This window comes from Streptomyces sp. SD15, assembly GCF_054462255.1.
Map to the genome: position 1 here is coordinate 113,452 of NZ_JBTLMO010000023.1, position 13,163 is coordinate 126,614.

Annotated in this window: 6 protein-coding genes; 5 read left to right on the forward strand and 1 reads right to left on the reverse strand. The window is 72.2% G+C overall.

Going from position 1 to position 13,163, the window contains the following annotated elements; translation table 11 throughout:
- Positions 1–49 precede the first annotated feature (49 nt).
- Positions 50–3,688: a S8 family serine peptidase gene (locus ACX28W_RS23395; protein WP_459001165.1), complete on the reverse strand. Its 3,639-nt coding sequence runs from the start codon at positions 3,686–3,688 to the stop codon at positions 50–52.
- Between the two features lie 230 nt (positions 3,689–3,918).
- Between ACX28W_RS23395 and ACX28W_RS23400 the strand changes: the two genes are divergently transcribed.
- The 5 genes from ACX28W_RS23400 (at position 3,919) to ACX28W_RS23420 (ending at position 13,142) form a co-directional block, all read left to right on the forward strand.
- Complete coding sequence (locus tag ACX28W_RS23400; RefSeq protein ID WP_459001167.1) at positions 3,919–4,287, forward strand: CU044_2847 family protein; 369 nt, start codon at positions 3,919–3,921, stop codon at positions 4,285–4,287.
- A complete protein-coding gene (locus tag ACX28W_RS23405) occupies positions 4,284–5,945 on the forward strand; it encodes a VMAP-C domain-containing protein (RefSeq protein WP_459001169.1) in 1,662 nt (553 codons plus the stop codon). Before ACX28W_RS23400 ends, ACX28W_RS23405 begins: the two co-directional genes overlap by 4 nt.
- A 44-nt stretch (positions 5,946–5,989) precedes the next feature.
- Positions 5,990–7,012: an AAA family ATPase gene (locus ACX28W_RS23410; protein WP_459001171.1), complete on the forward strand. Its 1,023-nt coding sequence runs from the start codon at positions 5,990–5,992 to the stop codon at positions 7,010–7,012.
- Positions 7,002–11,966, forward strand: coding sequence for an SAV_2336 N-terminal domain-related protein (locus ACX28W_RS23415; protein ID WP_459001173.1), 4,965 nt, complete (start codon positions 7,002–7,004; stop codon positions 11,964–11,966). The genes ACX28W_RS23410 and ACX28W_RS23415 overlap by 11 nt, the downstream gene beginning before the upstream one ends.
- A 138-nt stretch (positions 11,967–12,104) precedes the next feature.
- Positions 12,105–13,142, forward strand: a complete 1,038-nt coding sequence (locus ACX28W_RS23420; RefSeq protein WP_459001175.1) for a rod shape-determining protein — start codon at positions 12,105–12,107, stop codon at positions 13,140–13,142.
- Positions 13,143–13,163: the final 21 nt, after the last annotated feature.

A 13,163-nucleotide genomic window follows, 5' to 3' on the forward strand; every position in this document is an offset into this window, starting at 1 on the left:
GGCTCCCCTCTCCCAAGGGGAGCCGACGCCGCCTGCTCGGAAGGGGCGGCTACCGCACGCCCACCGCCCGGATGATCTCCTGGCTCACCGAACCGCCCCGGTCGTCGGTCGCCGACGCCCGCAGCGAGATGAACTCCGCGTCACGCGGCACGCTCAGCGTCCCCTTCCAGGACGCCTTGCCGCCCGAGAGCGGGACCGCCTGCCATGTCGTCCCGTCGTCGTACGACACCTCCAGCTTGCCGCCGCCGATGGTTCCGGTGTCCGGCGCGCCCTTCACGTACTCGGCGTAGATCCCCATCGACACCCGGCTGCCGCCGCGTACATCGCCCGCGAGGTCGGTGTCGACGTCGTAGCCGAGGTTGAGGAGCGGCAGGTAGGTGTAGTGGTCCGCGGGGGTTGCCGCCGACTTGAAGGTCCACTCGGAGTGGCCCTTCGTGGACAGTTTCCAGCGGTCGGGGTCGAGGGTGGTGTCCGTGGCGACCTTGTAGGTGTGCTCGTCGGCGGGCGCGGCCCTGACATAGGCGGCCGAGCTCTTGCGCCGGTCCACCCGGACGCCGTCCTGGTACACCTCCGTGTACTGGGTCATTCCGTTGTCGGTGCTCCACACGTCGCCGAAGCCTGTGTGGTCGGGCCCGGAGTCTCCCCATCCAGGGGTGTTGAACTGCATCTGGTTGCCCGCGCGTTCCTGACCCCAGCCGAGGCCGGTGCCGAGCCACGGGTGCCAGACGGGCTTGAACCAGTTGAGCGTCGGATGCGTGCCTCCCTTGTACTGGACCAGGCCGCTGCGCTCCTCCAGCACGCCGGGCCCGGAGCTCACGGACTCGTGCCACAACTGTCCGGCGCCCGTGGAGACGTAATCGGTCCGCTCGACCGGGTAGTCGATTTTCTGCTGGAAGCCGATGCCGATGGAGAAGGTGTCGGTGATCGAGTACCGGAACTCGCCACCCGCGACGGGCTTCACGGCGTGGAACTTGGCATCCACAGCGGCGAGTTCGTTCTTGCCCGGCTTGTAGGTCAGATCGCCGTGCGGGACGGATCCCTTGTGACCCTGCGAAAGGTCGTACACATAGGGCGTGTTGAGCGTTCCGGTCATGTCCACTCGCCCGGCCGCCCGCAGCCTGGCCGCGTCCGCCGCGTTCACCGTGGCGATCTGAATCGGCTGGTCCGCGCCGTCGCCCTTACCCCACCAGGCGTTGAGCCGTCCCGCGGTGTCGTCAGTCACGAACAGGGCCTTGGCGCCCGCGGCCTGGGCGGCCTCGGCGAGCGCGGCGGGTTCGACGCCGTCGGCGAGCCGCGCCAGTACCGCCTTGCCCTGTACGTCCTTACCGGTGAAATCCCCGTCCCCGACGTCGACGAGCGGCAGCTTGCTGTGCCCCTCGGTCAGTGTGCTGCCGGGCTGGACCACCGCCTCACCGATGCCCTTGACCTCCAGCAGCGGCTTGCCGAGTCGCCACACCGTCCGGTACTCGAAGCTGCCCTGGGTGACCTTCGGGGTCGGCGCGGCGAAGATGCTGTCGTACTTGACGGGCACCTGCACGGCTCCGAAGAGGTCAGAGCCGCCCGCGTTGCGGTCGTACTCCATGAGCAGCTGCCGGGTCTCGGTGCGCTGGTCGACCTTGGCCTTGATTTCCTGCAACTTGCTCCCGTCCAGGGTCACTTCACGATCCTGGTCGAGCGTGATCTCGGGCGCCGCGAGGAAGCCGAGCCCGAGCGAGTCCGCGCCGTGGCTGCCGTGCACGTCGAGGAAGGACGTGAGGCTGTACGTCCCCGGCTTCAGCCGGAGCTCCAGGGTGCCGGATTCGCCGACCGACGCGGTGGAGGCGTCGACGCCCTCGGCGAGCTGCTGAAGCACGAGGTAAGCCCCCGTGGGGGCACCGTCCCGGTCCTTGACGTGGACGGTGAGCGTGTACCGCTCCTCCTCCTTGACCAGCCCGAACGCGGTGTGCGCGACCGGTGTGCCGGCCACGGACGCGACGATCTGCCCCGAGGTGTTGCCCACAGGTGCCTTCGAGCCGTCGCCCGTCACCGTGGTGGAGGCGGTGCCGTGCGCGGGCACGGTCAGCGTGGAGTCGGCGAGGGTCACGACACCGTCGGCGGCGCCCTGCGCGGCAAGGCTCAGCTCGATGTCGGAGTCGGAGGAGTTGGTGTATGTCACCGTCTTGGTCACGGGCTGGTTCGCGTCGTACGGCCAGCTGTAGAAGCCGAGGTCGGCGCTGCCGGTGGCGGTGATCTTCGCGCCGATCGCGTCCGGCACGCTCACCCGTCCCGCGCCCAACTGGTACACCGAGGCGTCGAGTTGCTTGGACGTCGACATCAGCGCGTCCTTGAGCTGGGCGCCGGTCCAGTCGGGGTGCTTCTCGGCGAGCAGCGCGGCCACGCCCGCGACGTGCGGTGTCGCCATCGACGTACCGCTCATGGAGGTGTAGTAGCCGCTGCCGCTGATGAGCTGGGAGCGGGCGGCGAGGATGGAGACGCCCGGGGCGGAGAGGTCGGGCTTGAGGGCGTTGTCGACGTAGCGCGGTCCGGCGCTGGTGAAGTAGGCGGCCTTGTCGGCGGAGTCCACCGCGCCGACGGTCAGCGCGGAGTCGGCGGCGCCGGGCGAGCCGATGGAGGAGGCGGCCCCGGTGTTGCCCGCGGCGATGACGAAGAGGGCCCCGGTCTCCTTGGACAGCGTGTTGACCGCCTCGGCCATGGGATCGGTGCCGTCGCTGGCCTCGCTCGAGCCGAGGCTCATGGAGATCACCTTGGCGTGCACATCGCGCGCGGCCCACTCCATACCGGCGATGATCTCGGAATCGCTGCCCGAGCCCGCGTCGCTGAGCACCTTGCCGACGGCGAGCGTGGCGCCGGGGGCGACGCCCTGCTCCTTGCCGTCGGAGGCGGCGCCGCTGCCGCCCACGGTCGACGTGACGTGCGTGCCGTGCCCGTGGCGGTCGGCGACCTCCTCCCCGTCGATGAAGCTCTTGGTCTGCGAGACCCGGTCGGCCAGGTCGGGGTGACTGGTGTCGACGCCGGTGTCGAGGACGGCGACCGTCACCCCCTTGCCGGTGAGCCCGGCCTCCCAGGCCTGCGGCGTACCGATCTGCGCGTTGCTCGCGGCCATGTCGGCCTTGACCTGCCCGTCGAGCCAGACCTTGCCGATCCCCTCCTGGTGGGTGACGGCCCGCCAGAACGTCCGGCCCTTGTCCGCGTCGACGGCCGCGCCGCGGATGCTCGGCAGCGCGCGCGTCTTCTCGGCTCCGCGCGGAGTGGCCGCACCGCTCCTCGTCTCGTACGCCTTCTTCTCGTACGTGACGATCAGGGGCAGTTCGTCGGTCTTCTGGTCGGTGAGCCCCTGGCTGATCAGTTCGCTCACGTCGAACAGCCGCCGGTCGAGGGTGCCCGCCCGCAGGTAGGGCAGCGCCTCGTCCGGTATGACGGTGACGGTGCCGTTCGCCACCTGGGTGCGCACGGCGCCGGTGGCCCCCTTGGGGCGCTCGACGGCGACCGTCTTCTTGCCACCGCCGAGGTCGGTGACGGTCACCTTGTCGCCGGTGACGAGGGTGACGGTGTGGGCGGCTGAGGCGGCGCGCGTCGACACCGGGGTAACGGTGCTGTTCTGCGCGCCCGCCTGCCCCATGGGCAGTACGGCGAGCACGAGCCCGGCTGACAGTAGCGCCGCCCCGCGTCTCGCTGGTCCTCTGGTCATCGGTGCCCTCTCTGTGTTGCCGACAGACCTTGGTGCTGCGATGAGTCTCAGGGGGCCTGTGTTGCAAGGAAGTTGATCCGCCCTGGCGGAAAGGCGCCCTGGCGGCTTCCCGCCAGGACACGCCAAGGCACGCCAGGACAGACGGGCGCGAGCCGCGGAAACCGGGACAGCCCCAAGCACCGTCCGTAACAATGAAGATGCTCAAGGGGCACGGATGACGGGGGTGTCATATGGACGGCCTGGTGGAGTTCAAGACCGACGACGGGGCACTGGTCGTCGTCGAGGGCATCGAGGACGGGTCCGGTTCCCGACTGGTCGCCCGCGCCGACGGTACGGTCCAGGCCGCGCGCACCTTCGAGGGCTCCCTGGAGGGCGTACGGGCCGCCGCGGAGTCCGCGCTCAGCGTGTTCCGCGACGGGAGCCTGCGCCCCGACTCGGTGGAGATCGAGTTCGGCGTCAAACTCACCGCGGAGGCCGGCGCGCTGATCGCCAAGAGCGCGGTCGAGGGCCATCTGGTGGTCAAGCTGTCCTGGTCGCCCGAGCGGTCCGAGTCGCCCGGGCGGTCCGACGGCTCCCCGGAGACCGCCGCGCGGTCATGAGCAGCACGTCCTGGCATGCGCGAATCGTCTGCGGGAGCGAGGTCGGCGCGGGCTTCCTGGTCTCCGGCCGCCGGGTCCTGACCTGCGCGCATGTCGTCCGCAGAAGCGGGGCGTCGACGGTGACGGTCTCCTTCCCGCAGGACCGGTCGCTCGGCGAGCTGACCGCCACGGTGATCGCGCGCGGCGACTGGGCCGGGGGCCACACTGACCCCGGAGACCTCGCCGTCCTCGAACTGGACCGTGAGGTGCCGCTCGCCCCGGCCGTCTTCGCCCCGCCCGGTGACGCGTACGCCGACCCGTACCCCCGGCTCATCGCATACGGCTTCCCGAGGGGCTACGACGAGGGCACGCTCGCCGAATACCGGGCCACCTCCGATCAGTTGATCGCCGACGAGTGGGTGCAGCTGGAGGCGTGGAGCGCACACGGCCAGCCGCTGGCGGCCGGGTTCAGCGGCGCGGCGGTGACCCTCGCGGACGGCAGGGTGGTCGGCATGGTCTCGGCGGCCTCGGGCGCCAAGGACGTACGCAACGGCCGGATGCTGCCCAGCCATGTCATGGCCCGCTACTGGCCGGGGCTCGGCGAGCTGATCCCCACCCCCGAGCACCGGCCGGTCTCGAAGGAACGGCTGCGCACCCTGGTGCAGCGCGCCGAGCGGGTGCGGCTCGGCTGCGACCCGAACCGGCTGTACGTCGACGCCGTGGGCCCCTTCGGCCCGCCGCTGCCGGAGGAAGGGTTCGCCTCCCTGTGGGCGGCGGCCTGGTACGTGCTGTGGGAAGTGGCGGACCCGCAGGCCGTCGCCCGGTTCGCGGACCGGCTGGCGGAGCTGCTGGACGCGCCCTCAGCACCCTCAGCACCCTCCCGTGCCCCTTCGTGGTCCCCCATCCTCATCGAGATCGACCACAGCGGGGCGGGCGGCGACCAGGTCAACGTCGTGGTGTCCGCGTACCGCGCCGGAACGCGGCGGCCGGTGGGCGCGCGTCGGCTGCCGCGTTCCGGTGTACGGGCGTACGTCCAGGAGTGCATCGACGACGCCTTCGTCCAACTGGAGCCGGATGCCGAGGAACTGATCGCCTTCGTGTTGCCCCGCGCCTGGCTCGACGAGCCGGTCGCGCACTGGGCGCGCGGCGCGGACGACGACACCCCGCTGGGCTGCGCGTACCCGCTCGTCGTGACCGACCGGACGCGCCGCCGGGGTGGCGTGCGGCATCAGCTGTCCCGTAAATGGGAGGAGTTGGAGAGACGGGCCGGCGCTCCCCTGCACCGCATCGACTGCGCGAACGACGAGAAGCCGACCAAGCTCCGTTTCCGGCTGCGGCACGAGGACGCCCAGCTGGCCGCCTTCTCCCTGCCACCCGCCCGCGCCGGACAGCGCTTCGACGTGACCCTGAACGCCCCGGTCCCGGTGCTGCTCTGGTCCCGCACGGGCTGCGCGGGCGGCCCCGGACACGACGGGAGCTGCGGCTTCCTCGACGAGGTCGACGCGTACGTCGCCGGGCTGCCACCGGTCGAACTCCCCCGCCATATCCTGGCGTTGCGCGAGGCGGTGGAGGCGTCGGACGATCCCGACCGGCACTGGGCGAAGGACGTGCAGCTCCTGTGGGACGACCCCCGCCGCTTCCCCGAACCCGCCGCCCCACTGAGCTCGCCCCTCGCCTGAAACCCGAACGTCCCTCGATCCACGGAGAACCGGAGAGCCCTCACATGCCCTTGTGGCCCGTCTACACCGGCACGAACGAGCCGCACGACGGCATCACCCAGCTGCCCTCACCCCCACCCTGGCGGGCCTTCGACGGCGGACCGGCCCTGGACACCCCGGCCGAGGGCGACGACAGCGCGGCCGCCTCCCCCGACCGCAGGCACCGCGCCCGCACCTACCAGGCCACCGAGCGCAGCGTCCAACTCGTCAACGCCGCGCTGTACTTGCGCCGCCCACTGCTGGTGACCGGCCCGCCCGGCACCGGAAAGTCGTCCCTCGCGTACGCGGTCGCCCGCGAGCTACGCCTCGGGCCGGTGCTTCGCTGGAACATCACCAGTCGCAGCACGCTGCACGACGGCCTGTACCAGTACGATCCCTTGTCGCGGCTGTACGCGGCACGCGGCACGCGCAAGACGCCGAACCCGAACGGGGAAGCGGAGTCGGGCATCGAGGACCACCTGCGGCTCGGCCCCCTCGGCACCGCCCTCCTCCCCTACGCCCGCCCTCGTGCCCTCCTCATCGACGAGATCGACAAGAGCGACCTCGATCTGCCCAACGACCTGCTGAACGTGCTGGAGGAGGGCCAGTACGAGATCCCCGAGCTGGTCCGCGCGGCACGGCACACGCCCGACGCGCTGGTGATGGTCGACGGAACCGACGAGCGCGTCCCGGTGACCCGGGGCCGGGTGCGCTGCCGCGCCTTCCCCTTCGTCGTGCTCACCAGCAACGGCGAGCGCGAGTTCCCGCCCGCCTTCCTGCGCCGCTGTGTCACCCTGCGGCTGCGCCAGCCCGAGGACGACCATCTCGCCGGGATCGTCCGCGCCCACCTGGGCGAACCCGACGACTACGCGCGCACCCTCATCACCCGCTTCCTGTCCCGGGCGTCCGGCGGCGACCTCGCCACGGACCAGCTCCTCAACGCGATCTACCTGGCCGGCGCGTCGGGGCTGGCCCCCGAGTCCCTCGACGAACTGGCGGAGGAGTTGATGCCGTACCTGAGCGAGGCACCGGAGACCGATGCGTTCTGAGCCGACCGGTGCGCGGTTGCTGGGCCGCCTGGCCGAGATCCTGGCCGAGGTGGGCGACGGCACGCGCCCGACACCGGTCGAACTGGCCGAACTGCTGTGGCTGGCGGCACAGATGGCGGACTCGGGCAGCCCCGCCACCACGCCCGGTCCCGTCCCCGAAGACGTACCGGAACCGAGAACCCCGGCCCCGCCTCCCGCCGACGAGAAGAACGAGAAGCCGGAGGTTCCCGGGAAGGAGCCAGGGGGTGTCGAGAAGAAGCCAGGGGTTGTCGAGGAAGACCCGGAACTCCCCGCCCATCCCCGCGACGACAACCGTGTCCCGCTCCACCTGCCCAGCCTCTCGGGCCCGGGGACGGGGACGCCCCGCACGTCGCTGCTGGCCCCCGCACCCCCGATGCTGCGCCGCCCGCTGGCGCTGCAACGAGCCCTGCGCCCGCTCAAACGGCACAGCGCCGCGCCCGTCGGCCACGAACTCGACGAGTCGGCGACCGCCCACCGCATCGCCCGCCTGGGTGGCGACCCGGAGTGGTGGCTGCCGGTCCTGCGCCCCGCACGGGAGCGCTGGCTGAGCCTGCGCCTGGTCCGCGACACCGGCCCCACGATGCCCGTCTGGCGCCCCCTGATCCACGAACTCCACAGCATCCTGGCCCAGTCGGGCGTCTTCCGCACGCTCACCACGCATCGCGCCCACCCCGACGGCACGGTCTCGGGCACGGGCGGCGACACCCCCGGCGACGGACGCACCGTCACCCTGCTGGTCAGCGACTGCATGGGCCCGCAGTGGTGGGCGGGCCCCGCGGGCGACCGCTGGTACGCCACGCTGCGGCGCTGGTCCCACCGGATGCCACTGGCCCTGGTCCAGCCCCTCCCGGAACGCCTGTGGGGTGATACGGCACTGTCCACGACCCCCGGCCTCCTGTCGGCCCCGTTCCCGGCGGCCCCGCTCTCGTCGCTGGCCTTCACGCCGTACGAAACCTCCGGCGAACCCGGTGCCGCCGACGCCGTTCCCCTCCCGGTCCTGGAACCGGACGCGGCCTGGCTGGCGCACTGGTCGGCACTGGTGGCGAGCCCGGGAGGCAGCCAACTCCCCGGTTCGGTGGCCCACTTGACCTCTCGCCCCGCCCCTCCGGACGCGTCCACGAACCGGAGCGACGTCACCCGGCTGCCCGCCGAGGAGCTCGTTCTCCGGTTCCGTGCGAGCGCATCCCCGGAGGCGTTCCGGCTCGCGGGACACCTCGCGGTCGGGCGTCCCGACCTGCCCGTCATGCGCCTGGTCCAGGCGGCGGTCGAGCCGCGTCCGCGCCCTCAGCACCTGGCCGAGGTCATCCTCAGCGGCATGCTCACCACCGTGCCGGGGCCCGAGGGGTCGTACGCCTTCCGGCCGGGCGTGCAGGAGTTGCTGCTGCGCAGCCTGCCGCGTACCGCCCGCGGGCGGACCTCCCGGCTACTGGCCCGGATGGGGGCGGCGATCGACGAGCGGGCGGGGGCGGCGGCCGGGGAGTTCCGGGCGAGTACGCCGACGGCGACCGGTACGGAGACGGCGGGCGGGGGCGAGCCGATCGCGACGGTGCGTCCGGAGAGCGTACGGAGGCTGCTGGGGACGGCGGCGGAGCGTACACGGGCGCCGCGCCGCACACCGGCGCTGCGCGACCGCTACCGCTTCGTCGAGCGGCTCGGGCCGAGCGGTTCCCTGTGGCGGGCCGAGGACACGGAGCTGAGGCGGGAGGTGGTGGTGCGGCTGTATCCGTCGCGGGTCGACCCGCAGGCCTTTCTGCGGGACGCACGCGCGCTGGCGGGCATCGACCACCCGAACGTGGTGAAGGTCCACGACTACGGCGTCGAGGACGAGAATCCGTACGTCGTCATGGAACACCTGGACGGAATCGCGCTGAACTCCCTCGCCTCAGCGGGTGGTTACCGTCTCCCGGCTCCGCTGCTGGTGTCGCTGGGGCGGCAGGTGGCCGCCGCCCTCGCCGCCGCCCACGGGGCCGGTGTCGCGCACGGCGGCCTCGACCTGACGAAGGTCCTGATCCTGCCCGACGGGACGGCCGAGCTCACGCTTTTCGAGCTCGGCCGGGCCCAGGGGGAGGACGCGCGCGGGGCGGATCTGACGGCGCTGGGCCGGCTGATCTTCCATCTGGCGTCGGGGGGGCCGTGGCAGCCCGATAGTTACGTGGTGCCCGAGCGGCTCGCCGCCCTGCCCAACCAGCTGCGCCCCCCGTACACCTCGGCCCTGCGCCTGCTGCTGACCGAGGACCTCGCCCTGCGGCGACAGGGCGCGGCCCTGCTCAGGAGCCCCGACCTCCGCGAGCTGGCCGAGCGGGCCTACACCCCGCTCCGCCACTCCCTCCTCGGCCCGCCCCGAGCCGACCGCGGCACCCGCCCCCTCGCCCTCGGCTCCCCCCAGGAGCAGGCGATGCTCTGCATGCTCCTTTTCCAGCACGGCCGCAAGGTGACCTCGGTCAAGCTCACCGACGGCATCTGGGGCCGAAAACCCCCCGCCCGCGCCCAGGCCCTCCTGGGCACCTACGCGTCCCGGCTGCGCAACGCCCTCGGTCCTGGCGTCCTGGCCACCCTCTCCGACGGCTACGCGCTGCACACCAGCGCGGACTTCGTCGACGTGGTCCACTGTCAGCACCTGGTGTCGAGGGGGGAGGAGGAGCGTGCGGCCGGGGGCATCGCATTCGCTCGCTCCCATGTGAACAGCGCCCTGGACCTCTGGCAGGGCACCGCCCTGGACGGCGTCCCCGGGCCGGCCGCCACCGCCGCCCGCACCCGCCTCCTCCAGCTCCGCCTCTCCCTCTTCGCCACCCGCGCCGAACTCGACCTGGAACTCGGGGAGTTCGCGCGCGCCACGACCGACCTCGCCGACCTCGTCCGCGCCCACCCGTCACGCGAGGACTTCCGCCGACTGCATGTGACCGCGCTCCGGCGCCAGGGACGTGTCGAGGAAGCCCTGGAGTCGTACGAGGAGTACGTGGACTCCGGCGGCCGGAGTCTGGAGCTACTGCTTCTGGGGCGCGAGTTGCGGAACTCCGGCGAACCACAGGACGGGGAGCGGCCGATCACGTACGACAGCATCGCGGAGGTGGAGACGCCGTACGGTCTGGCCGCCGGGCTGGACGAGTTGCTGCAGAGTCCCATCGTGGAGGACGATCCCTCACTCGTGGTGGAAGGGCCCGGCGACGTCCCCACGTCGGGCCATCGGACGCAGCCCGACAGCGCGTATCGCACCTGCGTCTTCTTCGACTTCGCGGACGGCCCCCAGGATTCGGACACGCTCGCCGCGCTGGGGCGGGCGGTCACGCGGCTGCTGGGGACGCGAGGCCGGGAAGGGGAGGAATACCGGCTGCTCACGCGCCGCGAGGGCTGCACCGTACTCACCGACGAGGGTGTCTCCGCGCTGGGGCTGCTCGTCGACACACTGCGCGGGCTCCCGGACACCGTCGTCGAGGTGGGCGGTGCCCGGCTGTGCGTGACCTTCTGGCGTGCCGATGCCCTGGGTCATGCCGAGCGGCCCGATCTGCAGGCCGTCCGGCGGACACTGGCCGAGTCGGAGGTACACGGCGTTTCGGAGGCGCACGGCATCGTCGCGGTAGCCCCGTTCTTCCGCGATGAACTGTTCTTCCTGAACCAGTCGGCCGAAGAATCCGAGCCCACCCCCGCGTTGGAGCCCCTCGAACCCGGTCCCGAAGGGGGCCCGCCCACGGGCTGGTACCGCCTCTACCCCCGGCCACGCACGCTCGTCGACAACACCCGTCCCCCGTCCGCCGTGCTCGGCCCCTACCCCCTCCCGCCCGCCCATCGCCCCCTGCCCCTCCCCCTGGGCAGGACAAGGGCTGTCGTCCACGCGCTCCCCGACGGCGGACTCAGCCCGCGCCCGCACCCCACCGCGACGAGCTACTACGAGGTGGATCTCACCGAACGCCGTATCGAGCTCGACGTACCCGGGCCGGACACGGACCAGGCACCTGTCTTCACCGCGCAAGGGGAGGTGACCTGGCGGGTCACCGACCCGGTCGAGGCCGTGCGGCACCGCGCGGTCGACGTACCCGTCGAACTACGGCACCACCTGCTGACCAGCGTCCACCGGCTCGCCCTCGACTACCCGCCCTCACACGTGTCCGAGGCGGCCGCCGTCCTCGACGACCGGCTGAGCCGATGGCGGATGCACGGGTACGTCGTCCACTGGAGTGTCCACCTGAGCGCCCCCACGCGGGCGGGCACCCCAGCGCCCCGGCACGCCGACAACTTCGTGGGGGAGGCCCTCATGGCGGCCGAGGGCGTGCTCCTCGGCTTCGACGGCCCCCTGGCCCAGTTGTACGGGGAGGGCGACTCGGCCACGGCGCTGCGCGAGCTCGCCGCGCTCCTCATGGAGCGGCGCGACCCCGAGGCCGCCCTGTCGGGGCAGCCGCTGCCGCACGGTGACCCTCCGGAGGGGTACGCCAACCCGCTCGACCTGCTCCGCACCTTCGCCCGGCACGAGCTCGCGGACGAGCTGCGGACGCGGCTCGACGCGATCGAGACCCGGGCAGCCCGCACCGCGCGGCCCCGGACCGGGGCGGACCTGCTGGTCCGCGCCCTGGAGTCGCAGGGCGTGGGCCTGGCCGTGGTGACGGACACCTCGACGACCGCCGTCGAGACCTATCTGCGCAGGCGCCGACTTGACACGTCGGTGCACGGCGGCGTCCACGGCCGTCACACCGACCTCGGTCTCCTCATGCCGCATCCGCACAGCCTGCGCGAAGCCCTCAACCGGTTGGGCGTCCATGCCCGGCGCTGCGTGATGATCGGCTCCACCGTCGCCGAACAGGCCGTGGCACGCTTCGTCGGCGTGCGGTTCATCGCCTTCGCACCCGACAGACAGACGAGACAGCGGCTGCTCGCGGCAGGGGGCGAACAGCTCATGGTGTCGCGTCTCACCCCCCTCCTCGACGCGGTCCGGTCCCGCTGAACAGGACCATCATGTGGCGGCACCCGGCGCCCCACCCGGCCTCCCTCGAAATGCGCCCCCGCCGCGATGCCCGCACGATGCGAGAGAGGACCGCCGCCCGGCGGAGCCCCACGGTCTGCGCTCTCGGGAGGACCCGCCATGACCGCCAGTCTGGAGCAGCTGCGCCGCTGCCACTTCGCCGTCGACCTGGGCGCGGCCAGGACCCGTGTCTATGTGAAGGGCGCGGGACTGGTCGTGGACCAGCCGAGTGTCGCCGCGATCAACACGAAGACCGGCGCGCTGATCGCGGTCGGCGAGTTCGCGGAGAAGATGACGGGCCGTACCCCCGACTACATCCGGGTCATGCGGCCGGTGTCCGGCGGCACGGTCGTCGACATCGACATGGCCCAGCGCATGCTGCGCCACCTGCTCGGCGACAAGGTACGGCGCACCCTGCGCCGCAAGCCGCGATTGCGGGCCGCGGCCTGCACGCCGCACGACGCGGACCCGTTGGCGCAGCGCGCCGCGATCGAGACACTCGTGGGACTGGGGGCGCGGCGGGTCGAGCTCGTCGACACGCTCATCGCCGCGGCGGTGGGCTGCGGGCTGCCCGTCGAACGGCCGGAAGCCACCATGATCATGGTGTGCGGGGCCGCCGCCACCCAGGTCGCCGTGCTGTCGCTGGGATCCATCGTGACCGCCGCGCGCCTTCCGGTGGGCGGTGAGGCGGTGGACCATGCGATCGTGCAGCACCTGCGTCACGAGCACGAGCTGATGCTGCCGTCGCAGTCCGTACGGCCCTTGCAGCTCGCCCTCTCCGGGAACGGGCTCACTCCGCACGGCCCGGCGTCGACGGAGATCCACGGGCGGGACGTGGCGACCGGCCTCGCCCGTTCCGTACAGGTCGACACCGCCGCCGTGCGCGACGCCATCCAGACCCCGCTGACCGCCGTACTCGACGGGATCGGGAAGGTGCTGCGCGCCTGCCCGCCCGACCTGGTGGCCGACCTCGCCGACCGCGGGATCATGATGGTCGGGGGCAGTGCCCTGCTGCCGGGGCTCGACCAGATGCTGCGGCAGGCGACGGGCATGCCGGTGCACATCGCCGAACGGCCCGACGTGTGCGCGGTGCAGGGCCTGGGCTACATGTTGGAGGGCAAGATCGAGCCGCTGATCCTGGACCCGCTGACGGAGTGACATCCAGGCCACGCAGGACAC

Excerpts from the sequence above, each read along its gene's own strand:
- ACX28W_RS23405 (WP_459001169.1), top strand. The coding sequence starts at position 4,284 with ATGAGCAGCACGTCCTGGCATGCGCGAATCGTCTGCGGGAGCGAGGTC.
- ACX28W_RS23400 (WP_459001167.1), top strand. The coding sequence starts at position 3,919 with ATGGACGGCCTGGTGGAGTTCAAGACCGACGACGGGGCACTGGTCGTC.
- ACX28W_RS23395 (WP_459001165.1), bottom strand. The coding sequence starts at position 3,688 with ATGACCAGAGGACCAGCGAGACGCGGGGCGGCGCTACTGTCAGCCGGG.
- ACX28W_RS23410 (WP_459001171.1), top strand. The coding sequence starts at position 5,990 with ATGCCCTTGTGGCCCGTCTACACCGGCACGAACGAGCCGCACGACGGC.
- ACX28W_RS23415 (WP_459001173.1), top strand. The coding sequence starts at position 7,002 with ATGCGTTCTGAGCCGACCGGTGCGCGGTTGCTGGGCCGCCTGGCCGAG.
- ACX28W_RS23420 (WP_459001175.1), top strand. The coding sequence starts at position 12,105 with ATGACCGCCAGTCTGGAGCAGCTGCGCCGCTGCCACTTCGCCGTCGAC.